Origin of the sequence: Pedobacter nototheniae (genome assembly GCF_004335085.1) — a bacterium.
Lineage (GTDB): Bacteria > Bacteroidota > Bacteroidia > Sphingobacteriales > Sphingobacteriaceae > Pedobacter > Pedobacter nototheniae.
On record NZ_RQRS01000035.1, the window covers coordinates 1 to 23,026 of the forward strand.

At 35.1% G+C, this 23,026-nt stretch carries 21 protein-coding genes; 12 read left to right on the top strand and 9 right to left on the bottom strand.

The features are described from left to right. The first annotated feature begins 657 nt into the window (after nucleotides 1-657). From EHC72_RS21490 to EHC72_RS21555, 12 genes are all read left to right on the top strand, one after another. A complete protein-coding gene (locus EHC72_RS21490) occupies nucleotides 658-921 on the top strand; it encodes a hypothetical protein (protein ID WP_131539783.1) in 264 nt (87 codons plus the stop codon). 222 nt (nucleotides 922-1,143) lie between these two features. Then, nucleotides 1,144-1,293 carry a YegP family protein gene (locus EHC72_RS23150; protein ID WP_246029478.1) on the top strand — a complete coding sequence of 50 codons (150 nt, stop codon included), beginning with the start codon at nucleotides 1,144-1,146 and terminating at the stop codon, nucleotides 1,291-1,293. A gap of 137 nt (nucleotides 1,294-1,430) precedes the next feature. Next, on the top strand, nucleotides 1,431-1,883 hold the full coding sequence (locus tag EHC72_RS21505; RefSeq protein WP_131539784.1) for a hypothetical protein: 453 nt from the start codon (nucleotides 1,431-1,433) through the stop codon (nucleotides 1,881-1,883). A 12-nt stretch (nucleotides 1,884-1,895) separates the two neighbouring features. Further along, nucleotides 1,896-3,596 (top strand): hypothetical protein, encoded by a 1,701-nt coding sequence (locus EHC72_RS21510; RefSeq protein ID WP_131539785.1) that lies wholly within the window; start codon nucleotides 1,896-1,898, stop codon nucleotides 3,594-3,596. 18 nt (nucleotides 3,597-3,614) lie between these two features. Beyond that, a complete protein-coding gene (locus tag EHC72_RS21515; protein WP_131539786.1) occupies nucleotides 3,615-3,806 on the top strand; it encodes a hypothetical protein in 192 nt (63 codons plus the stop codon). Beyond that, nucleotides 3,806-4,324, top strand: coding sequence for a hypothetical protein (locus EHC72_RS21520; protein ID WP_131539787.1), 519 nt, complete (start codon nucleotides 3,806-3,808; stop codon nucleotides 4,322-4,324). The genes EHC72_RS21515 and EHC72_RS21520 overlap by 1 nt, the downstream gene beginning before the upstream one ends. Before the next feature lies 1 nt (nucleotide 4,325). After that, nucleotides 4,326-5,879 (top strand): ATP-binding protein, encoded by a 1,554-nt coding sequence (locus EHC72_RS21525; RefSeq protein ID WP_131539788.1) that lies wholly within the window; start codon nucleotides 4,326-4,328, stop codon nucleotides 5,877-5,879. Nucleotides 5,880-6,265: 386 nt separating this feature from the next. Beyond that, the gene (locus EHC72_RS21535; RefSeq protein WP_246029479.1) at nucleotides 6,266-6,841 is read left to right on the top strand and encodes a hypothetical protein; all 576 of its coding nucleotides are present in this window, start codon (nucleotides 6,266-6,268) and stop codon (nucleotides 6,839-6,841) included. After that, on the top strand, nucleotides 6,842-7,828 hold the full coding sequence (locus EHC72_RS21540; protein ID WP_131539790.1) for a DUF4407 domain-containing protein: 987 nt from the start codon (nucleotides 6,842-6,844) through the stop codon (nucleotides 7,826-7,828). It abuts the gene before it with no gap. Nucleotides 7,829-7,875: 47 nt separating this feature from the next. Beyond that, nucleotides 7,876-8,085 (top strand): hypothetical protein, encoded by a 210-nt coding sequence (locus EHC72_RS21545; RefSeq protein ID WP_131539791.1) that lies wholly within the window; start codon nucleotides 7,876-7,878, stop codon nucleotides 8,083-8,085. Further along, complete coding sequence (locus EHC72_RS21550) at nucleotides 8,073-8,612, top strand: thermonuclease family protein (RefSeq protein WP_131539792.1); 540 nt, start codon at nucleotides 8,073-8,075, stop codon at nucleotides 8,610-8,612. The genes EHC72_RS21545 and EHC72_RS21550 overlap by 13 nt, the downstream gene beginning before the upstream one ends. A gap of 65 nt (nucleotides 8,613-8,677) precedes the next feature. After that, nucleotides 8,678-9,982 (top strand): cryptochrome/photolyase family protein, encoded by a 1,305-nt coding sequence (locus tag EHC72_RS21555; RefSeq protein ID WP_394346897.1) that lies wholly within the window; start codon nucleotides 8,678-8,680, stop codon nucleotides 9,980-9,982. Here EHC72_RS21555 and EHC72_RS21560 read toward each other — a convergent pair. From EHC72_RS21560 to EHC72_RS21600, 9 genes are all read right to left on the bottom strand, one after another. After that, on the bottom strand, nucleotides 9,972-10,883 hold the full coding sequence (locus tag EHC72_RS21560) for an FKBP-type peptidyl-prolyl cis-trans isomerase (protein ID WP_131539793.1): 912 nt from the start codon (nucleotides 10,881-10,883) through the stop codon (nucleotides 9,972-9,974). The genes EHC72_RS21555 and EHC72_RS21560 overlap by 11 nt on opposite strands. Before the next feature lie 6 nt (nucleotides 10,884-10,889). After that, a complete protein-coding gene (locus EHC72_RS21565; protein WP_233167020.1) occupies nucleotides 10,890-11,297 on the bottom strand; it encodes an FKBP-type peptidyl-prolyl cis-trans isomerase in 408 nt (135 codons plus the stop codon). A 229-nt stretch (nucleotides 11,298-11,526) separates the two neighbouring features. Continuing rightward, nucleotides 11,527-13,320, bottom strand: coding sequence for an acyl-CoA dehydrogenase family protein (locus EHC72_RS21570; RefSeq protein WP_131539794.1), 1,794 nt, complete (start codon nucleotides 13,318-13,320; stop codon nucleotides 11,527-11,529). A 170-nt stretch (nucleotides 13,321-13,490) separates the two neighbouring features. Then, complete coding sequence (locus tag EHC72_RS21575; protein ID WP_131539795.1) at nucleotides 13,491-14,666, bottom strand: acetyl-CoA C-acyltransferase; 1,176 nt, start codon at nucleotides 14,664-14,666, stop codon at nucleotides 13,491-13,493. 136 nt (nucleotides 14,667-14,802) lie between these two features. Continuing rightward, nucleotides 14,803-17,208 (bottom strand): 3-hydroxyacyl-CoA dehydrogenase/enoyl-CoA hydratase family protein, encoded by a 2,406-nt coding sequence (locus EHC72_RS21580; protein WP_170311742.1) that lies wholly within the window; start codon nucleotides 17,206-17,208, stop codon nucleotides 14,803-14,805. A 13-nt stretch (nucleotides 17,209-17,221) separates the two neighbouring features. Next, nucleotides 17,222-17,656 (bottom strand): MarR family winged helix-turn-helix transcriptional regulator, encoded by a 435-nt coding sequence (locus EHC72_RS21585; RefSeq protein WP_131539797.1) that lies wholly within the window; start codon nucleotides 17,654-17,656, stop codon nucleotides 17,222-17,224. 134 nt (nucleotides 17,657-17,790) lie between these two features. Continuing rightward, on the bottom strand, nucleotides 17,791-19,113 hold the full coding sequence (locus EHC72_RS21590) for an OmpA family protein (RefSeq protein ID WP_131539798.1): 1,323 nt from the start codon (nucleotides 19,111-19,113) through the stop codon (nucleotides 17,791-17,793). A gap of 97 nt (nucleotides 19,114-19,210) precedes the next feature. Further along, the gene (gene ggt / locus EHC72_RS21595; RefSeq protein WP_131539799.1) at nucleotides 19,211-20,932 is read right to left on the bottom strand and encodes a gamma-glutamyltransferase; all 1,722 of its coding nucleotides are present in this window, start codon (nucleotides 20,930-20,932) and stop codon (nucleotides 19,211-19,213) included. After that, on the bottom strand, nucleotides 20,904-22,679 hold the full coding sequence (locus tag EHC72_RS21600) for an AMP-dependent synthetase/ligase (protein WP_131539800.1): 1,776 nt from the start codon (nucleotides 22,677-22,679) through the stop codon (nucleotides 20,904-20,906). The genes ggt and EHC72_RS21600 overlap by 29 nt, the downstream gene beginning before the upstream one ends. Nucleotides 22,680-23,026 lie beyond the last annotated feature (347 nt).

The following is a 23,026-nucleotide window of genomic DNA, read 5'->3' on the forward strand; positions in this document are numbered from 1 at the left end:
TAGCTGCTCTAAAGCTGAATCTTCAAATGCTTTATAATTGAAGTGCTGCTCTTCTTGTTGATCTGACATAATTCCTATGTTTAAAGTTATTAATTTTCTTTTTGACACAGTTTATTGAACAGACCCGATCTAGAACCACTTGGTAACACTCTGGAATGACTTGGTAACAATCTGGAATCACTTGGTAACACTCTGGAATCACTTGGTAACGATCTAGAATGACTTGGTAACGATCTAGAATCACTTGGTAACACTCTGGAATCACTTGGTAACACTCTGGAATCACTTGGTAACACTCTGGAATGACTTGGTAACACTCTGAAATCACTTGGTAACGATCTGGAATCACTTGGTAACGATCTAGAACCACTTGGTAACACTCTGGAATGACTTGGTAACGATCTAGAATCACTTGGTAACACTCTGGAATCACTTGGCCAATATGGAGAATGCTCACTTTGCATTTCTGATAAGAGTTACTCTACAGCATAGCTAGACCTAGATCATCGGAAAAAGCTAAAACGATAAATATTCATCTGTTTATGGCTTCCCGTAAAGAAAGGATTTTCTGTATAGATACTTTTGAAATGAATTATGAAACAGTTTTACATAGTCATTTTAATGGTTTTAGTAAGCGTAAGCGCGAAAGCTCAAAAAATGAAAACCTATCAATTGATGGAGCCAAATTTTAATTCCAAAACCATTAGCGGAAACATAACCAAGGTATACTCTACTCAACGTTATGGAAATACTTTTTGGTGGGTAAAAATTGGAAGCGACACAATTATCCACGTTTGGGCTAAAGATTTGGATACTGCAACAATAAAAGTTGGAATACATAGAACATTTACATCTATTAAAACGCTTAGTAATAATTGGTGGCGTAAGGAAAAATCTGAAGAGAAAATGAAAAATAATTAGTGTTAAATTAATTAGCTCTCCAAAATAATGAGGTGGATTGTTCTGTTTAAAACAGAACGCCACTCATTTATTTAACACAACTCTACGTCGCAATTAACACCCTGTTAATCAACAAGCAACACCACTAAATCCATTTAAAAATAAATTGTTGCTTTTACGGTTTCCCGTAAAAAAACGCTTGTGTACATCCATAGTTTTGAATCACTAAACAATTAAAAATTAATGGGAAAATTTATAATCACCAAAAGAACAAATGGAGAATACCAGTTTAATCTTAAAGCATCAAACGGTCAAGTTATTTTAACCAGTGAAGGTTATGGTGTGATAATAATCGAAAACCCTATGCAGATTTCACTTCAATACGGCAAATAATTACCTAGAAACTTTCCAAAACGGAAAAGATACCGGAGAAAAGGTTTTGCTAAATAACCTGGATGAAATATACAATTACCGATCGCAGTTACACAAAACTTTAGAAAATTATTAATAAATAATTAAAATCAATTGTTATGGGAAGAAATATAATTCAAAGCAGACTATTGGATTTTACAACAGATAAAAAGGAAATTCCTTCTTCTGGCTTTATAACTGAGAGAGATATTTTAAAAAAACGTTCAAAAAAGTATTTGGATCTAATCTCAGGAATTGATGCTAAATCATTAACGAGTACAAAAGGAATGGAAGATATCTTAAGAGCGATAGAGGAAGAGTTTGGTTCTGCTGAACTTATGAATTTGCCTTTAGGTATTGTATCTAAATGCTTTCTTGGCCATCCATACGAAGTACATACGCTTGATTTAAGTGGCTCTCAAATAATCAAACATTATAAAGTTGGAGAAACAATGGAACCGGATTTTGAAAAAGCAAGAATAGTAGCCAAGCATAATGCTTATGCGATGGTAGAAGTATATAAAGATAAAATCATTTTAATCCGTGAGGATGGAACAGCAAGTAAACTGTAATACAATATTAATATGTCACAACAAGTAATTTCTTACGCTGACCTTTCTATCATCAATAGTGCGTTAAGGTCTATTCAATCAGATATGTCTGGTGTACATTCTGAGCTTGGATCAATAAATTTCAAACAGGATCAACTAGAAAATGAATTAGAAAAATTAGCTTCTTCCTTTGCTGATTTTGTAGAAGCAGATATAAAGCACAAATCCTTACAGCTTGCAGAGACAAGACAAGGAAACCTAAAACAAGATCTACAAATCAAATTTGGTTATTACGCTGAAGTCAGAAGAATGGCTACCGGTATTTTACAAGGTGTAGATTCTGGCGTTGTGAGTGATAATACTTTAAAATTTTCGACTGAAGAGGTAATGATAAAAGCGCCTGGTTATTGGTTGGCTCCTACATTAGTGGCACTAGCAGCATGGATTAGAAATGATAGAGCTACAAATGAGAAAGCACTGAATGAGGCATTGAAAAGAGACGATTATAAAACAACTCTTTTCTTTATGCTCGTAATGAGAAGACTTTCAAGAAATGAAGCCTGTATAGAATGGCTAAAAAGATATTTTATGCATCAAAGTGCGCACAGTTTAGACAGGGAATTCATTGTGATACTCGAAGCAGTTAGTACTGGAGTATTTCCCCCTGCGGCTAGACAGTTGATGATGACAAATGTTAAAGATTGGTTAGATCAGTTGACACAAGGTGATGATTTTATCAATAAACAAAAAATACAATGGGTTTCTTTTTTCGAGGCACTTGGTCCTCTAACGGATGGAAAATATCCATTGCTTGCAAGGTTTTCTTCCAACTGGAATTTACTTGAAAAATCTTTAAAAGAAGCTAAAACTCATGATATTTTAAATTCACATTTTAAAAGTATTATTGCTGCCTCAGCAGATTTTTCTAAAAGCACGAAAGTTCAACTAGACGAAATATTATCACTTCTAGTAACTAATTTTGATGATGAAGAACTCCCTTTACAGGAGCAAGTAAGATTTAATCAACTCATCATTCAGATGGATGGAGATAAAAAATCAGCTCAAGCCGTAATAAATGCAGAAAAACATATTTTCCACGAACAAGTTGACTTTTTACAATTACTTACAAATGCCTCTTTTAACCCCCAGCTATCTGGCGTTACAAAAGTAACCCAAGCTCTAGCGGTCTCGATCAGTCAACCATGGATTGTTGAAGCTTATAATACATTTACTGCACACAGTAGAAATAGTATACCTCAGGATATAGAACTTGATATTGATACTTTTAAAACACCCACAAAAAATGGCAGTGACGAAATACAGTTGCTAGAAAAGCAGGAAATATTTTATCAAAATATTTTGGAAACTGAGTTAAGTAAAATTTCATTCCCCTACGCAGGTCTTATAATTGGCGCACTAATTTGTATCGCTGGCTGTTGGGCTTTTAATCTGCATATTTTATTAGCAATAATTATCCTTGGTATTGGAGGAGTTTTAATTTGGAATTCGATTAACAATTATCAAAAAGCGAAGAGAAAAGTCGTTGAAAATATTGAGGAGAGGCAGCTCAAGGCCAAAGAGGTACTGAGAGGTTGCATAGCTGAAACGGTAGATTATAGAAGCGAACATGCAACCGAAGACAACAAAGCAGAATTAACATTGCAACTATTGAATTCAATTACCCCTGAAGATTTTTCAAGTGTATCAAAGGAGACAGCAAGAAATATTATCTAACAATTACTGAACAATAAAATGAATATAATATTAGGCGAGCATTCGGAACAAGCTGAAAATAGCATTAACAATCAAATCCGGACAAACAATAAATTAAACCCAAATTTATTTCAAGGAAAAACGGATGCTGAAATAGACGAAGCAAAATTTCCCAATTGGGACATTATGCCACCTAGTCAGTTTATAAATCCTAGAATTAAAAAGCACTGATGGAAACTCTCTCAACATATTCAGCATGGGTAAATCTTCTTGAGAAGTTTGGAATTGGGGATGATACTAGCTTAGAGGAGTTGAGCTATGCCAATTTCACTTTAGATGCAGGAACTGCTTCTCGTTTCTATTTAAGAGTTGAAGATGCATATAAAAAACGTAAACAAACTTGGCTCGATAAATTTCAGCATTCTTTTAAGTATCAAAAATTTCGAGCAGAAAGTGATTTTGAAATTGCTTTAAGAAACGGAAAACAAAATTTATATCCTCTACAGAGATTTGTTGGCTTAAAGGGATTACCAGAAGATTTAAAAAAAACATTACGGATAGATCTTGAAGAGTTTATTTCTGAAATCAGGAAATCGCTGAAGGATAATATTTCCAAAACTTCAAGAGGAAGAGAAAACATGTTAATCCTATTAAATTCATTTGGATTGACTAATAGCTCAGACGAAAATAAAATTAACACGAAAAACAACGAAATAATTCCAATCACGGTAAGAAAAATAATTTTCTAAAATGGCAAATAAAACAGAGTTCAAAATTTCGTTGCTGAGAATGTTCAGGGCTAGAATACCATTTATTTCTATTCGTAGCATTGAGAGAAAAAGAGTATTGGAAGTTGTACAACAATTAGCAGAGGAAATTAATATTCCGATCTATGTTCATAGTTTATCGCAAGGAACTATAGACATCAAATCTAAGAAAAGTGTTAATGATGATCGTTCAGTTGCAGGTGGATTGGATTTTTCAGTTCAAAATATTGCACAAAGACAAAATTTAACCTTTGTTTTCACAGAAGTTAGTGATATCGAAGATGACAATTTAGCATCGAGGCATATTTATGATTGCGTAATTCAGGCTATTGAAAGAGGCGGCTGCATTTGTTTGGTTACAACAAAAAGCATTTGGCCACAATTACAAAGGTTAGGTATGACCATAACCCTCGATGCCCCTAATGAAGAAGAAATGCTTGATGTTGTTAAGGAATGTGTAACTCCATATAAAGGGTCTATACCGCTTGAGTGGGATGAGGCTGATTATAAAATGGCAGCTACGATTTTAGCTAACATGACAAAAATAGAAGCTGAAAATGTTTTGGCTACACAAATGGCTAAAGGTTCTTTGTTAAAAGATGATATTAAAGAATTAAGTAATGCAAAAGATAAGTTATTTAGTAATATCTCGGGATTAGAGAAAGTAAAAATAGATCCTTCAAACCTTTCGGTTGCAGGCTTAAGTGGCTTGCAGCATTGGTTAGACAATCAAAAGCAACTTTTAACAGCTGACCTTAAAGCAAGAAAAATGAGGCCACCAAGAGGTGTTCTTTTGGTCGGCGTTCCTGGCTGCGGCAAATCTTTATCAGCAAAGTTCGTTGCAGCAAACTGGAATCTTCCTTTATACAGGCTCGATCTTGCAACAATACAAGGGCAATATCTAGGTCAATCGGAAAACAGGCTAAAAGAAGCTCTTGATTCTGCCGATAATGCTGCGCCTTGTGTTTTATGGATAGATGAAATTGAAAAAGGTTTATCTGGTGCAACGGCATCTAACGATGGAGGTACTTCTACAAGAATGGTTGGACAATTTTTATTCTGGCTACAAGAAAGTGAGGCTAAAGTATTTGTTGTTTCAACAGCAAATGATGTTGGAAAACTTCCTCCAGAACTGTTACGCAGAGGACGTTTTGATGAGTTATTTTTTGTGGACCTGCCAGCAGAAGAAGAACGGAAAGACATTATAAATCTATATGTAAAAAGGAATTTACTTAATCAACCATCAGCAGATGTGCTAGAAAAACTTGTGGAAATTTCAGAAGGTTTTGCTGGTTCAGATATTGAAGGCGCTGTTAGAGACGTAGCTATTCAGGCAATAATTCATGGTGATGATTTTATTAATGATGAGTTATTCGACAGATGTTTTAGAAATATTGTTCCACTAAGTAAAACTGCGCCAGAGAAAATTGAAGCTATTAGAACTTGGGGAAGAGAAAGAGCTGTTCCTGCATCTGGAGTTTCCTGGAATGTTTCCCCTAATGACAAACTTATTGGTAAAAGATCAATCATCATTTAACTCAGATCAAGTGTGAATGCAACGATTATAAAAGCAAATTAAAAATTTATGAATCTCTATAGAAGGTATATAAGGACAAACATTACTCAACAGAAAGGTGAGCCGTCTGAAATAATAGGTACCCATGGTTCTTATGGACATTTATTATTTGATCAAAGATGGAAAGATAAAAGAATATTAATATTGGAAAGAGATCAAAACAAGTGTGTGATTTGTAATCAAAGCGAAAACTTACAAGTCCATCACAGGCAATATCATTTTCTTAAAACTGTAAGGAAATTTAAAGCTCCGTGGGACTACTCCAATGATCTGCTTCTAACTTTATGCAACTCATGCCATCAACGCGGACACTCAAAATTTAAAGTACCCATAATTTCAATATAACTATGTTTAATTTTTTAAAAAAGAAAAATGCTGAAATAGTTCCAGCAATTACAACTCAGAATGAGCAAATTAATAGATTTCAGACAAATATTGATATTCCTGAACATATTTTTATTGAAAATGAAACAATTCCTTCTACAGTTAATGAGCAACCCGAGATTAAAAAACTTGAGAACAATATCGAACTTCTATTTGATTTTCTCGATAAAAATCATGAAGCAAAAGGATATGATGATGCATTAATGAATCCTGATATGATTCATTTAGAGCAGAATATTGAGGCCCTGAAGAATCAATTAGAAAGAACAATTAGAAGAGTGAAAACTTTCTATGAGGATTTCATAAAAGAAATTGAATTTCACATTGACAGTAGAGCTAGAACAGGAATGGTAGATGTAGTAGATGAACTCAAAATGAAAAAAAATATTGCCGAAAGCCATATTCAAAAAGTTTTAAATATAGAAGATGAAGCCAAAAATAATGTGGGTGATAGTCAAGGAATAATTATTAGTTATACCCGTGGATTTAAAAATGGGCTATCAGCAATTTCTCACCACACAATTTTAAAACGATTTTAAATGAAAAAATTTCAAATTTGGTGGCTTAAAACTTGCTGTCTTTTAACTGGATACAACTTCAACATTCTTTCCAATTGTAGTGAAATTTCTGTTAGAAAAGTTAAAAAATATAGTGCGTCACTTTTAATTGTTACAATAATATGGGCTTTTGTAGGCTATTGTTTTTGTGATCGCTATATTAAATTGGGCGTTATCGGAAGTATGTTTGGATCTGCTATCTCCATTCTTATAATTATTCAAATTGAGAGGCAAATCTTACTTGCGGATAAAACTAATTTTTTTTTAAAGATAACACGTATCGGACTTGCATTATTAATGTCGGTAATTGGATCATTAATAATCGATCAAATAATCTTTAAAGATGATATTGATAAAAATAAAATGGCAAGCAATCAAAACCAGGTCAATATCCTATTACCTGGAAGAACAAATGAAATAACTAATCAAATCGCAAATTTGAATAGTTCTCTTTCGAAAAAAGAACAGGAAAGAAAGGATTTAGTCGATGATATAAATAAAAATCCCACTAAACAAATTACAGAAACTTCAACTAATCAGATTCCAATTTCTAACTCAACAACCGATAGCACTAAAAAGTCGGTAATTAATACGACTCTCAAGAAAACCATTTCTACAAGCATAAGGGTAATAACAAATCCAAAAATATCGCAATTAGAGCCAATTGATAATCAAATAAGGGAGCTAAGCATTCAAAAGATAAATAAAGAGAATATTTTACTCCGCCTTAGAGCATTACTAGAAAATGAAGTAAAAAGTAAGGTTGGTTTTTTAGATGAACTTAAGATTATGTTAGATATTCTTAAGCAATCTACAATTGCATTAGTAGTATATATTATATGGTTATCATTTCTTTTATTACTTGAGTTGTTAATTCTTATAGGAAAATCAAATGAACTGGAATCTGACTATGACAAAACCATTCAAAAGCAAATGGATATCCATTTGAGGAAAATAGAATTATTATAGTATTTAATATGCACAATTTTTAGTTCAAGTTTAATATTCTATTAATTATGAAACCAATCTCTATCTTATTATTTTTATTTATCTATCCAATCTTCAAAGAAACTACCGATGTTTATATTTGCAACAATGGCAAAACTCAAAAATATCATTATAACTCTAACTGTAAAGGATTGAAAACTTGCGGCTATAAAATTGTAAAAATCACCTTAGAAAAAGCTAAAAAGGACGGCATGACTTTATGTAAATGGGAAGAATAACTTTATCTATTTTATTTTTATTCTTAAGTCAGTGTTTAAATAGCCACGCAAATATTGAGGAGCCACCTAATTTAAAAAATCAGATTTTCGTCGCTAAAGTTATTCGCATTATGGATGGCGATACCATGGAAGTTCTTTATGAAAGTAAGCCAATAAAAATTCGTTTGGCGCATATAGATTGTCCTGAAAAAAGAGGTTCGCAGCCATTTGGAAATAATGCAAAAAAGGCATTGTCTGATTTATGTTTTGGGCAGCAGGTAACTGTATACGGTCAAAAACTTGATCGTTATAAAAGACTGATTGCTGTTATTTTAAACAATAAAAAGCAGAACATAAATCAGGAAATGGTTAAGCAAGGTATGGCTTGGCATTTCAAAAAATACTCTAGCGATCCTGTTTATGCTTCACTAGAAATTGCTGCCCGAAAAAATAAGGTTGGCTTATGGCATGATGCAAACCCTACCCCACCCTGGGAATGGAGAAAAACTAGGCATAATAAAGGAGTTTTATTGAATATATCGAAATAATACCATCTGAAATAAAACCAGCAGTTTAATTCTCTGTTATTACCTTTGAAAAATATTCCTATTTGATGATGAAGAAGACAATTTGTATTTGCTGGTTTCGCCGTGATTTGCGTTTAGAAGATAATGCCGCATTTTATCATGCCTTAAAAAGTGGCAACCCCGTACTTCCATTATTTATTTTTGATCGAAATATTCTCGATAAACTTCCAAAGGATGATGCTCGGGTAACTTTTATTCATCAAACAATTGAAACTCTTAAAGTAGAATTACAAAAGCAAGGTTCAGATTTATTAGTTAAATATGGAAAGCCAGAAGATATTTGGTCAAAAATTTTAGAAGAATACGATGTAAAAGAAGTTTATACTAATCATGATTATGAGCCTTATGCTAGAGAACGTGATGATGATATGGCCGAGTTTTTAACGAGTGAAAAAATTGCATTCAGAACTTTTAAGGATCAGGTGATTTTTGAAAAAAATGAAATCTTAAAGGCAGATGGAACTCCGTATACCGTATTTACGCCATTTTACAAACAATGGCACGCTAAATTAAACGACTTTTTTATTAAACCTTACCCTAATAAAAAATACTTTAAACATCTTTTGCCAATAAAGGCACTTCCTCTAATTTCATTAGAAGATATGAGATTTGAGCGTAGCACTTTAAAATTCCCTAAACTGAATTATAAAAGCAAACTTAGTGATTACGGTAAAGAAAGGGATTTTCCTGCACTGGATAGTACCACACATATAGGTTTGCATTTGCGCTTTGGTACTTTGAGTATTCGTAAAGCTGTAGCTGATGCTATAGAAGCAAAAGCCGAAGTATGGTTATCTGAATTGGCCTGGAGAGAGTTTTACATGTTTATCATATGGCACTTTCCGCATTCTGCTTCAAATTCTTTTAAAAAGCAATACGACAAAATAAAGTGGCGCAATAACGAAGAAGAATTTAAAGCGTGGTGCAGTGGAAATACCGGTTATCCGATTGTTGATGCGGGCATGCGACAGTTAAATGAAACAGGTTGGATGCACAATCGGGTTAGAATGATTGTTGGAAGTTTTTTAACTAAACACTTATTGATTGATTGGCGATGGGGTGAAACTTATTTTGCTGAAAAACTATTGGATTACGAAATGGCCAGCAATGTTGGGGGCTGGCAATGGGCCGCAGGATCAGGAAATGATGCGGCACCATATTTTAGAGTTTTTAATCCTGAACTACAAACAAAAAAGTTCGATTCCAAGTTTGAATATATTAAAAAATGGGTGCCAGAATTTGGAACAAAAAAATATGCCCAACCAATAGTTGAGCATACTTTTGCAAGAGAAAGAATTTTAAAAGTTTTTAAAGAAGCGCTTAATTCGTAACGCTTACAATTTCAATATCGTAATCTAAAACAGCATTTGGTGGTACTACTGTCACTCCCGTAGTCGAATTTGAAGTTCCTAATGTACCGTAAGCTAAATCAGAAGGGATAAACATTCTAAATTTAGTTCCAATAGGAAATTTAGGAATTAATAACTTCCATGCTGAAATTAGCTGAGCAGTTGATGATAATGATGTAGAAAATGTTCCATCAGTAGAAGAGCCAAAAACGGTTCCATCTAGTAATCGAGCAGTGAATTTAATCGTAACCGAAGTGGTAGATTCCGGATCGAACGATGCTCCCGTTCCTAGGGTATTTACGATATAATAAATCCTTGTAGCATCTTTAGTAGCTGTTAAATTCTTTGATATTAAATAGGTTTGAATTCTAAAATCGTCTAGTTGCCACTGTTTCTTATAAATAAAAGTATTTACATATGTATCTAAAACAGCATTTGAAGGCACATTCATGGATGTATTTCCATTTTTGCCATAAGCAAGGTGAGAAGGAATTAACAATCTAACTTTAGCACCATACTGCTGTCCTTTTAGTGCTTTACCCCAAGCCCCATTAAAAGTATTGCTCATGTAACCGTAATAAGTTCCACTGTTTGTATTTGCACCTGTAGCGTAATAGGTAGTTCCATCAGTAATAGATTTTTCCTGATAGGTAAATAAAACAGAATCCTGATTAGCAAATACATCCCCAGTACCTGGAGTTACTACCTGATAATAAACGCCTGTACCTGCAGGATCTTTAGTCATATTAAGATTGTTTTTCTTAATATAAGCTTGTATAGCAGCCTCATCTACGCTTTCAATAGATTCATAATCCTTTTTACAGGCGGTAAATAATACGGCAGCCGTTAAAAGCGAAAATAAAGCAATAGTATATTTTTTCATTCTATGTTATTGTACGTTTATTAATTGTATGGTAAAATCCAAAGGAGAATTGGCAGGAATTGTACCAACAGCACGACTTCCATAGCCCAAACTTGGCGGAATAATTAATCTAATTTCCCCTCCTTTTTGAATTAATGGAATACCAATTCGCCAACCCTCAATTAAATTGGCTAAAGGAAAAGTTTGTTCTGTACCACCACCATTGTCAAATACATTTCCGTTTAATAAACGACCTTCGTATTTAATGGTAATCTTGGTATTGGAAGGATATGTAAATGATCCACTTCCAGGTTTTATAATCTGATAATATAACCCAGATTCGTGTTTAACGGCATTAATATTATTTGCCTTGATAAAGTCTGTCATTTGTTTGTCGTCACTTTCTGTTTTTTTACAGGCTGAAATCGTTATCATGCCAATAAAAAGTATTAAAGTTAATTTAATTCTAACCATCATCCACAAAAATAGGCTTTTAATACGGATGCACCAATTTTTAACCTATTTTAACAAATAAACACAAACAGAAAGACCAAAGCTGAAAGACTAAACAACCTTTGTGCAAATTTAAATTAGGTTTTTACACCCCTATTCGCTTTAGGTTTAGGTCTTTCGGCTTTGGTCTTTAGCCTGTCAGCTTTAAATTTTAAAAAATATATTTATTTGCTTCAATTAATTGCTGTGCAACCCTTTGGCGGGCATCTTTTACGTTAAATGGTTCCATTTTAGTAAATCTGCGTAAGCCAACCAACATCATGCGTTGCTCATCACCTTCAGCAAAAGCCCAAAGTGCTTCTTTTCCTGCTTTAGCAATTCCATCAACCGCTTCAACCAAATAAATACGTAATAAATCTAACTGACCTGCTGTTGCTTCTTCGCCACGCAAGCTTACTAGTTTTTCAGTTCTAAGCAAAGCCGATTCAAGCACATAAACATAACTAGCCATATCGGCGATGTTCATTAAAATTTCCTGCTCTTTGCTTAAAGTCATCATCAGTTTTTGAACCGCAGCACCGGCAACCATCAAAGTTGCTTTTTTCAAGTTAGAAAGCACTTTTTTCTCTGCAGCAAATAAGGTTGTATCCTCCTCGCCAAAATCAGGAATACTCATTAATTCTGCAGCCACAGCAGTTGCAGGTGTCATTAAATCAAGCTCACCTTTCATGGCTCTTTTCAACATCATATCAACCGTTAACAGGCGGTTTATTTCATTGGTACCTTCAAAAATCCTGTTGATACGTGCATCGCGATATGCTCTATCCATTGGTGCATCTGCACTAAAGCCCATACCTCCGTAAATTTGAACGCCTTCATCAACTGTGTAATCTAACGCTTCGGAACCCCAAACCTTTAAAATGGCGCATTCTACGGCAAACTGCTCTACAGATTTTAACCTGGCTTTGCCAGATTCCATTCCACCAGCTACCAACTGATCGTAAGTATCATCAATGTTTTGACCAGCTCTATAATTTGCTGCATCAACAGCGTATAGTTTAGATGCAATTTCAGCTATTTTAAAACGAATTGCTCCGTATTTAGAAATAGGGCGACCAAACTGAATACGTTCATTTGAATAATTAATTGCCGTATTTAAAGTTGCTTTTGAGGCACCAATCGCGGCAGCAGATAATTTAATACGACCGATGTTTAGGATATTTACGGCAATTTTGAAACCATTTTCTCTCTCGCTCAACATATTTTCTACCGGGACAGGACAATCATTAAAGAAAACCTGACGAGTTGAAGAGCCTTTAATACCCATTTTATGTTCTTCAGGATTCATGGTGATGCCACCGAAATCTTTCTCAACAATAAATGCAGTTAAATTTTTATCGTCATCTATTTTAGCAAAAACAATAAAAATATCAGCAAAGCCACCGTTGGTAATCCACATTTTTTGGCCAGTGATGATGTAGTGTTTACCATCTTCACTAAGCTTTGCTTTGGTTTTACCAGAGTTTGCATCAGATCCAGAATTTGGTTCTGTTAAACAATATGCAGCTTTCCACTCTCCAGATCCTAATTTTGGAATATATTTAGCTTTTTGCTCTTCATTACCATAATATAAAATTGGGAGTGTACCAATTCCTGTATGGGCAGAAAGTGCAACAGCAAATGAGTGCCCAGCACCAACAACATCGGCAACCAACATGGAAGTATTAAAGTTTTTTCCAAAACCTCCATATGCTTCAGGAACCGAAACGCCTAAAATACCCAACTCACCTGCTTTGGTTAATAGCGATGGCATTAATTCAGGGTCTTCCTGCTTGTCTATTTTATCTAAATTCGGATAAACTTCAGAAGCTAAAAAATCACGACAGGTTTGCGCAATCATTTGCTGCTCTTCATCAAATTCTTCGGGGATAAATACATCCTGATAAACGGTATCTTTTATTAAAAATTCGCCGCCTTTAATTGTCTTTTTTTCAGTTGTTTCCATTGTTCTAGTAGCTAGTAGCGAGTATCAATTGAGTAGATAATCACTTAATTTTATATTTAATGGAACGCATAAGCTTTCCAATTTTTCTATTTTGTCGTCGTTAAGAGGCACAAACTATTTAGTTAAAGCACTAAGATTGCTTCGTGCCTCGCAATGACGTGATTTTATATCTAAAGCAATTCAAAAATTCCAGCTGCGCCCTGCCCTGTTCCCACACACATGGTTACCATACCGTATTTTTTATTTGTTCTTTTTAATTCATTCATAATCTGAACGGTTAATTTAGCGCCTGTACAGCCAAGTGGGTGACCTAAAGCGATTGCACCGCCATTAACATTAATAATTTCAGGATTTAAATCTAAGGTTCTAATTACCGCTAAAGATTGAGAAGCGAAAGCTTCATTCAGCTCGATTAAATCAATATCATCTTGCTTTAAACCTGCTTGCTTTAATGCTTTTGGAATCGCTTCAATCGGCCCGATTCCCATAATTCTAGGAGGCACCCCAGCAATTCCGTAACTCACTAATCTGGCAATTGGTTCTGCATTTAGTTCCTTCATTTTCTTTTCAGAAACAACTAAAACAAATGCTGCACCATCAGATGTTTGCGAAGAGTTACCAGCAGTGATGCAACCATTGGCATCAAAAACAGGTTTTAATTTTGCCAGTTTTTCTAAAGTTGTATCTGCACGTGGTCCTTCATCAGTATCTACAACATAAGAGCGGGTTTTCTTTTTCAGATTTGCATCTAAATAATTTTCATTAACGGTAATAGGTAAAACGCCATCCTTTAAATGACCGTTTTTAATTGCATGAACCGCTTTCTCATGAGATTTTAAAGAAAAAGCATCTTGATCTTCACGACTCACATTATATTCTTTAGCAACAGCTTCTGCAGTTAAACCCATACCCCAATACCAGTCTGGATTTTTTTTAGCAACATCTGCATTTGGCACCAGTTTCCATCCACCAAAAGGCATTCCGCTCATTACCTCCACACCTCCGGCAATGATGCAATCGGCCATTCCTGCTTTAATTTTTGCAACTGCAGTAGCAATGGTATCCAAACCAGAAGCACAATAACGGTTAACGGTTACACCAGGAACTTTATCAGTATCCAAACCCATTAACGAAATCATTCGGGCAATATTTAAGCCCTGCTCTGCCTCTGGGGTAGCATTACCTACAATTACATCATCAATTTGTTCATTATCTAAATTCGGAACTGATGCCACCAAAGCTCTAATCACTTCTGCAGCTAAATCATCAGCTCTTGTAAAACGGAATACGCCGCGAGGTGCTTTACCTACTGCTGTACGATATCCGGCTATAATATATGCTTCCATTGTTTTAGTATAAAGTAGCGAGAATCAAGTATCGAGACCTAACCTGCGCATTATTTTATTTGTTAATTACTATCAGTGAATCTCTTTTCGAACATGGTATTTTGATAATTTATGTTCGTATTTTAATTCTCTATTTTTAATTTCTCAACGGTTTCCCTTTGGTTATTATAGATTGAATTCTTTCAAGAGATTTTCTTTCTCCTGCAAGGGATAAAAACGCTTCTCTTTCCAAATCCAATAAATATTGTTCAGTTACTTCTGTTGGGGATGATAAATCGCCTCCACACATTACATAACCTAATTTCTCAGAAATCTTTTTGTCGTGTTCGGAAATATAATGACCTGCGTACATGCTGTTGGCACCTGCGTAAACAATTCCTAATCCTTGTTTTCCTAAAACCTTAATATCATTACGAGGTACAGGTTTTGTATAACCAGCATCAGCCAGCTCAATTGCTTTAGCTTTAGCATCAGCTAACAAACGATTACGATTCATAGAAATTGAGAATTTGTCTTTCTGAAGATAACCCAATTCGTAAGCTTCATAACCTGAAGTTGATACTTTGGCCATTCCAATGGTTAAGAAACGATCTTTCAATGCATTTTGAACAATTTGATCATCTTTAAACTCATCTGATGCACGTAACGCAAATTCTTTTGTACCGCCACCGCCAGGAATTACACCAACACCAAACTCTACCAAACCCATATAAGTTTCGGCAGAAAGCTGAACGTGATCTGCATGCAAACTAAACTCACAACCACCGCCTAAAGTTAAATTATGGGGTGCAACAACCACAGGAATTGAAGAGTAGCGAATGCGCATTGATGTATTTTGGAACATGCGGATAGCCATATTCAATTCATCCCACTCTTGCTCTACCGCCATCATAAAAATCATCCCAACGTTAGCACCAGCAGAAAAATTTGCTCCGTCATTACCAATTACTAATCCTCGGTAATCTTTTTCAGCCATATCAATAGCTTTATTAATTCCCGAAATTACATCACCACCGATGGTATTCATTTTGGTGTGGAATTCCACATTTAAAATGCCATCACCCAAATCAATAATAGAAACCCCAGAGTTTTTCCAAATGGTTTTATTTTCTCTGATATTATCTAAAATGATGAATTCGTCCGTTCCCGGTAATGCTTTATATGTTTTGGTCGGAATATCATAATACTTTTTAACTCCACCCTCTACTTTATAAAATGAAGTATTTCCGGCATCAAGCATTTCATGAACCCAGGCTGCAGCTTTATTTCCATATTGCTCCATTCCTTCAAGAGCTTCTTTAAGGCCAACGGCATCCCAAAGTTCAAAAGGACCAAGTTCCCAACCGAAACCTGCACGCATGGCATCATCAATGCGATACAATTCATCAGAAATTTCAGGAATTCTATCAGAAACATATTCGAATAATCCGAAAGATGAGTGGCGGAATAACTCTCCTGCTTTATCTTTTCCCTTAGCAAAAATCTTCATGCGCTCACGCAGGTTTTCAACCGGCTTTGTCATTTCTAAAGTAGCCGATTTTACTTTTTGCTGAGGTTTATATTCTAGTGTTTTTAAATCAAGCGCAAGGATCTCCGTTTTTCCCTCTGCATTTTTAGTTTTTTTATAAAAGCCTTGTTTTGTTTTATCGCCCAACCATTTATTTTCTTCCATTTTTTGCACGTATGCAGGAAGTTTAAATAATTCGTGTGCCTTATCATCAGGACAATTGTCGTAAAGCCCTTTTGCAACTTTAATCATGGTATCTAAACCAACCACATCCGAAGTACGGAAAGTAGCAGATTTTGGCCTACCCAAGGCTGGTCCTGTAAATTTATCTACTTCCTCTACTGTTAAATCCAGTTTATCAACCAAATGCAACAGCGCCATAATAGAATAAACACCAACACGATTTGCAATAAATGCTGGAGTATCTTTACATAAAACCGTGGTTTTACCTAAAAATTTATCCCCATAATGCATTAAGAAATCAACAATTTCTGGCTGAGTATGGGGTGTGGGAATAATTTCAAGCAGTTTTAAATAGCGTGGTGGATTAAAAAAGTGAGTACCGCAGAAATGCGCTTTAAAATCATCACTTCTTCCTTCGGCCATTAAATGGATGGGAATGCCCGATGTGTTTGAAGTAATTAATGTACCAGGTTTACGATATTGTTCAACCTGCTCAAAAACTTTTTTCTTAATATCTAAATTTTCAACAACAACTTCAATTACCCAATCAAAGCCAGCAATTTTCGACATATCATCATCGAAGTTTCCTGTTTTAATTTTGTTTAATACCTTTTTAGAATAAACTGGAGAAGGATTGGTTTTTACGGCTGTTTGCAAAGCTGTATTTACAATCCGGTTTTTTACCGCTGGGTTGTCAAGCGTTACTCCTTTTGCCTGCTCTTCAGGGGTTAGTTCTTTTGGGGCAATATCCAATAGCAAAACCTCTACACCAATATTAGCGAAGTGGCATGCTATACGCGATCCCATAATACCTGAGCCTAAAACAGCAACTTTATTTATGCTTCGTTTCATTATAAATTATTATTTAATCAACAGTATATGCTACAGTAATTTCATTTAACTTAATTAACAGAGTAATGAATGTTTCTTTTTCCTTTTTAGAAAAATGCTCATCGAGATATTCATTAAATTTACGAACAACACCTTTTGCAAGATGTTTTTTTTCTTTTCCAAAATCGGTTAGAAATATTTTTACAGAACGTTTATCACCAGCCGCAGTTTCACGATAAATAAGATTACTCTCTTCCATGTTATTCAACATCCGCGATAGGCTGGTTGCCTTTACACCAAGCAATGCCGCCAAATTAGAAACTGCCGTACCTTGCTCATCATCTATATTAATTAACATATAACCAATAGCCTGTGTTATGCCAAAGCCGGCAGCCATTTGATTATATTTATTAAACATATTTTGCCAGGCAAACTTAATGTGATAATCCAGTGTTTGTTGTTGTTTCATTTAGCTAATTTATTATGCTTGCATAACAAAGCTAATGAATGTATTTTGTTAATGCAAGAGGAATCTGCATATTTTTTGTCAAAAAAAAACGCCCCCGATTTGCATCGGGGGCGTTCAATATCAATTAGAATTGACTAGTATAATGTAAATTCTACACGACGGTTTTGTTGACGACCAGCTGCAGTTTTGTTAGTTGCAATTGGTTGACCCATGCCGTAACCTGTAGCTTCGATTCTTGAAGCATTAGCACCTTGAGATACCAAGTAAGCTTTTACAGATTCTGCTCTTTCTTTAGATAAACGTAAGTTTAACTCTTTAGAACCAGTGTTATCTGTGTGGCCAGCTAATTTTAAGCTAAAGTTTTTCTCTACTAATAAAGCCGCAACACGGTTTAAAGTAGCGAAAGATTTAGAACGGATTGTTGCTTTACCTAAATCAAATTCTAAGTTTTTAATTGCATCAGCAACAACTTTACGATCTGCTTCAGTTACAATGATTTTTTCAGTAACCTGTGGAGCAGGAACTTTTAATGGACAACCAGCACCATCAACAACAGTACCAGCTGGAGTTCCTGGGCATTTATCTAATTTATCAGCTACACCATCACCATCAGTATCAGTTAATAAGTTATTTAACTCTGAACGTAATTTAGCGTTTTCAGCTTTTTGAGCATCAAGATCTGATTTCAATCCATCAGCAGTTTGTTTTGCTTTTAAAGCTTCATCATATGTTAAAGCTACTGGATTATGGAAAGCTAATTGTTTTCCGCTTCCTAAAGCAAACTCTAAACCTGCATAAGCATAGTTATATTTATCGTTTCCACCTCTGTAGTAACCGTCTAAGTTATCACCATCAACAAAGTTGATTGTCCAACCTAAATCAAAGTTAACCGCGTCAGAAATTTTAAATTTAGCACCTACACCTACAGGAATAATCAATTCTTTAATTGTCTTATCACCCGCATACAATGCAGTACCACTAGCTGTGGTGATAGTTGGTTTGTAACCAGCTAAACCAGCACCTGCTGAAGTATATAATTGTAATGCATTTTCTTTTTTAAACATATCGATGTTAAACAAGTTAACAACAGCGTTTAAAGTTCCTGAATATTCTAACTCAGTTGAAAAAGATTTTACAGGGCTATTATTTACAAGACCGCTTTTAAAAGCTTCTGTGTTATCGCCTTTTAATTTACCTCTAACTCCATCTAAACGTAAAGAGAAATAAGGAGTAAATTGTTTTTTGATGTAAAGACCGTAACCTAAACTTGATTTGTTGTTACTAAAGTCGTTTTTACCTCCTAATGGAGATAACGGAGTTAAAATACCCGCGTTTACACCAATTGACCAAGATCTTAACTTAGCAGCTGTTGCAGCTGGCTCTTGAGCTTGCGCTACTGACCCAATAAATAAACCGGCTAATGCAACCGGAAGTGCTCTAAATAGTTGTGATTTCATATTGTTTTTATATAAACGTTAATAAGCGTTGTCCTGCTATACACAATACCCATACCAAAAAGCATGGTTTAATAAAATAATTATCAACTTATCCACATTAGTATCCAATTGCTTTATCATCTCCTCTTGGATCTGCACCGCCCTGATAGTAACCCCACTTCGTTTTCAAAATTGCATCAACTCTACCTATTGCTCCGCGTTGTATAATTTGGTATCCTTTATCTTTTAATTTTTTTACCGTCAAACTGTCTAAAGCGTCTTTTTCAACATACACTTCATCTGGCAACCATTGATGGTGAAATTTCTTAGCGGCAACCGCAGCCTGCATAGGCATCTCAAAATCAATAACATTAATAATAGTTTGGAACACCGAAGTTATGATTGTAGAACCTCCTGGCGTACCCACAACCATAAACAATTTACCGTCCTTTTCTACAATGCTAGGCGTCATAGAGCTTAACATTCTTTTATTTGGGGCAATTGCATTTGCTTCTCCGCCTACTAAACCATACATATTTGGTGCTCCGGGCTTTACAGAGAAGTCGTCCATTTCATTATTTAATAAAAAGCCTGCTCCTTTTACAACCACAAGCGAGCCATAAGATCCATTTAAGGTTGTAGTTATGGAAACGGCATTACCATCATGATCTACAATAGAAAAATGGGTAGTTTCTTCATGCTCTTTTCCGGCAACCTCACCAGCTAAAACAGTACTACTAGGCGTGGCTTTAGCCCAATTAAAGTTAGCCATACGCTTTTTATTATAATCGGCACTTAAAAGTTGGCTTTGCGGTACGGCATAAAAATCCGGATCGCCTAAATGAGTGGCACGATCTGCATAAACCCTTCTTTCGGCTTCTACAATTACCTGTACGGTAGAATCCGCATTATGCCCCCATTTTTTTAAGGGATATGGCTCTACAGATTGCAATAATTGAATTAAAGCTATTCCACCACTAGATGTTGGCGGCATAGTAATAACCTTATAACCACGGTATTGACCTACAATTGGTTTGCGCCAAACAGAATGATAATTTTTTAAATCTTCTTTGGTTACCAAGCCTTTCCCTCGTTGCATTTCTGCTACTATTGAATCTGCTACAGCACCGGCATAAAAGCCATCACGACCTTTTTGCTGAATAAGTTTTAATGTATTTGCCAACTCTTTTTGAACCAGAAGATCATTCTCTTTCCAAGTACTTTCTAAGTTTACAAAAGCAGTTCCTAACGGGTTAAAATCCATAAATTTGCGGTGCAAACCATTTAACTCTCCTGCTTGGCGCTTTGTTATTTTAAAACCTTTTTCGGCTAAATCAATTGCGGGCTGCACAACCTGTGCCCAAGTTAATTTGCCATATTTTTTATGGGCTTCAACCATCCCATCAACTGAGCCTGGCACGCCTGCAGCCAAGTGCCCATATAAACTTTTATCAACAATTGGATTTCCAGACGCATCAAGATACATGTCTCTGGATGCCGCAGATGCAGCTTTTTCTCTAAAATCCAAAGCATTTATTTCTCCACCAGCTGCGCGATAAACCATAAAGCCACCTCCACCAATATTGCCAGCATTTGGATAAACCACACCTAAAGCAAATTGCACCGCAACAGCTGCATCAACTGCGTTGCCGCCCTTTTTTAAAATATCTACACCAACCTGAGATGCCTCTGGATGAGCTGAAACAACCATTCCATTTTTATATTCACCACTATTATTTTTTCCTAACTGACCACTAGCACAACCAATTAGCAATGTAACGGCGCATAGAAAAAAACTTAAAATAAAACAATTACTGTGGTGCTTTATAGTTTTCTGCATCTTTATAAATCTTTTCTATTATAGTATTATTTTTTTCGGTAATAACCTTCCTTTTTAAACTTAGTTTGGGTGTTAATTCTCCGCCATCAATACTCCATTCTTTTGGGAGCAAAGCGAATCTTTTAACTTGTTCCCACTTACCAAAAGCCGAGTTAAAGCTTTCTATAACTTCGTTATACTTAGTTAAAACCTGCTCATTTTTAATAATTTCTTCATTGCTAGTGTAGGTAATGCCCTTTCTGCCTGCCCAAGTTTTAAGGGTTTCAAAATTTGGAACAACCAGGGCCGATGGGAATTTTCTATTTTCTCCTAACACCATAATCTGCTCAATAAAGATAGATTCTTTATATTTATTTTCAAGCATTTGTGGAGCAACGTATTTACCGCCAGCGGTTTTAAACATTTCTTTTTTACGATCAGTAATTCGTAAGAAACGACCATCAACTAATTCACCAATATCACCAGTGTGAAACCAGCCATCTTTATCCACTGCTTCATCTGTTAAATCCGGGCGATTATAATAACCTTTCATAATATTATGACCGCGGGCAAGGACTTCCCCGTCTTGTGCAATTTTTACCTCAACGCCTTCAATAACTTCCCCAACAGAACCAAACATGGTACCACCAAAATGATTTACTGTAATTACCGGAGAGGTTTCTGTTAATCCGTAGCCTTCAAAAACGGGCATATCAGCAGCCCAAAATATTCTAGCCAAACGTGGGTTTAGTGCGGCACCGCCAGATACAATAACTACAATTTCGCCACCTAAAGCTTCCTGCCATTTTTTGAAGACAAGTTTACGGGCAATTCCTAGTTTGAAATTATACCACCATCCTGCATCAATAGTATATTTTTCGGCAAGGGCTACCGACCAAAAGAAGATTCCCTTCTTAATGCCAGTTAATGCTTTTCCTCTTTCCATAATCTTATCGTACACTTTTTCAAGCAAACGTGGAACTGTAGAAAAGGCGTTTGGTTTAACAAATTGTATATCTGCTACAATGGTATCCATACTTTCGGCGTAGTATACTGAAGTACGGTTAAACAGATACAAATAAATAATCATCCGTTCAAAAATGTGCGAAAGGGGCAAAAAGCTTAATCCCTTGTTTAAACCTTTAGGAATAACTACTGCAGAATTAACAAAATTTGCAACCAAATTATGATGGGTAAGCATTACACCTTTAGGCGTACCTGTAGTACCCGAAGTATAAATTAAGGTTAAAACATCCTCTGCATCAATTTTATCTCTGTACTCGTCTAGTTTAATTTCGGTATCTGCCTTACCATCATCCAATAAAACTTTCCAGCTTTCTGCTTCTGGAATATCATCAAAACTATAAATTTTAATTTCAGGATTAACGGCATCAACACAGGGTTTTATCTTTTTATAAATCTCTTCGTCCGCTACAAAGATGATCGAGATTTCTGCATCCTTTAAAATAAACTCAACATCATGTTCTGCAAGGGTTGGATATAATGGAATTTGATAGGCACCAATTTGGTTGGATGCAAAATCGGCAATATTCCATTCGGGCCTATTGTGAGACATTACGGCTACACGACCACCTTTACCAATTCCTTTTTTGATTAGTCCTTTACTTAGGGCATCAACGGTAGTACAAAATTCTTCAGTACTATAATTAATCCATTTACCTTTTATTTTACCGTTAATGAACTCTTTGCTGGGATGCTCAAGGCTATATTTTAAAAGATCAAAAACCCGTTTAATTTCTGCAGCCATATTGATTTATATTATTTGGTTAAGTTAAAAAAATCAAAACATAAAGATGTAATATCTCTGTGCCTTTTAATTTAAAAATGTGTTTTATACTTAAATACCAAATGGCGTTTGAGTATAAAATATTTGAATAAACTTAGTAATTCCATAATTACTATGCAAGCATTGTTTTTTGTGAAAAAAATTTTTGACGTTAAAACCATACAAAATGGTCGATGTGATTAATAAAATCAAGCTTTTTGATAATAAGGAGGTTCAACCAAATGAATTAATCAACCGCAAAACATTAAGATTTTAATTAACAGACATTTACAAGCATTCAATTCAAGAATAAAACAAAAGTTTAACCA

Bases quoted from the DNA above. Each gene is read 5' to 3' on its own strand.
- EHC72_RS21525 (WP_131539788.1), top strand. From the start codon at position 4,326: ATGGCAAATAAAACAGAGTTCAAAATTTCGTTGCTGAGAATGTTCAGG.
- EHC72_RS21600 (WP_131539800.1), bottom strand. From the start codon at position 22,679: ATGGCTGCAGAAATTAAACGGGTTTTTGATCTTTTAAAATATAGCCTT.
- EHC72_RS21575 (WP_131539795.1), bottom strand. From the start codon at position 14,666: ATGGAAGCATATATTATAGCCGGATATCGTACAGCAGTAGGTAAAGCA.
- EHC72_RS21515 (WP_131539786.1), top strand. From the start codon at position 3,615: ATGAATATAATATTAGGCGAGCATTCGGAACAAGCTGAAAATAGCATT.
- EHC72_RS21550 (WP_131539792.1), top strand. From the start codon at position 8,073: ATGGGAAGAATAACTTTATCTATTTTATTTTTATTCTTAAGTCAGTGT.
- EHC72_RS21545 (WP_131539791.1), top strand. From the start codon at position 7,876: ATGAAACCAATCTCTATCTTATTATTTTTATTTATCTATCCAATCTTC.
- EHC72_RS21590 (WP_131539798.1), bottom strand. From the start codon at position 19,113: ATGAAATCACAACTATTTAGAGCACTTCCGGTTGCATTAGCCGGTTTA.
- EHC72_RS21555 (WP_394346897.1), top strand. From the start codon at position 8,678: ATGATGAAGAAGACAATTTGTATTTGCTGGTTTCGCCGTGATTTGCGT.
- EHC72_RS21505 (WP_131539784.1), top strand. From the start codon at position 1,431: ATGGGAAGAAATATAATTCAAAGCAGACTATTGGATTTTACAACAGAT.
- EHC72_RS21520 (WP_131539787.1), top strand. From the start codon at position 3,806: ATGGAAACTCTCTCAACATATTCAGCATGGGTAAATCTTCTTGAGAAG.
- EHC72_RS21570 (WP_131539794.1), bottom strand. From the start codon at position 13,320: ATGGAAACAACTGAAAAAAAGACAATTAAAGGCGGCGAATTTTTAATA.
- EHC72_RS21535 (WP_246029479.1), top strand. From the start codon at position 6,266: ATGTTTAATTTTTTAAAAAAGAAAAATGCTGAAATAGTTCCAGCAATT.
- EHC72_RS21540 (WP_131539790.1), top strand. From the start codon at position 6,842: ATGAAAAAATTTCAAATTTGGTGGCTTAAAACTTGCTGTCTTTTAACT.
- EHC72_RS23150 (WP_246029478.1), top strand. From the start codon at position 1,144: ATGGGAAAATTTATAATCACCAAAAGAACAAATGGAGAATACCAGTTT.
- EHC72_RS21490 (WP_131539783.1), top strand. From the start codon at position 658: ATGAAAACCTATCAATTGATGGAGCCAAATTTTAATTCCAAAACCATT.
- EHC72_RS21510 (WP_131539785.1), top strand. From the start codon at position 1,896: ATGTCACAACAAGTAATTTCTTACGCTGACCTTTCTATCATCAATAGT.
- EHC72_RS21565 (WP_233167020.1), bottom strand. From the start codon at position 11,297: ATGATAACGATTTCAGCCTGTAAAAAAACAGAAAGTGACGACAAACAA.
- EHC72_RS21585 (WP_131539797.1), bottom strand. From the start codon at position 17,656: ATGAAACAACAACAAACACTGGATTATCACATTAAGTTTGCCTGGCAA.
- EHC72_RS21560 (WP_131539793.1), bottom strand. From the start codon at position 10,883: ATGAAAAAATATACTATTGCTTTATTTTCGCTTTTAACGGCTGCCGTA.
- EHC72_RS21580 (WP_170311742.1), bottom strand. From the start codon at position 17,208: ATGAAACGAAGCATAAATAAAGTTGCTGTTTTAGGCTCAGGTATTATG.
- ggt (WP_131539799.1), bottom strand. From the start codon at position 20,932: ATGCAGAAAACTATAAAGCACCACAGTAATTGTTTTATTTTAAGTTTT.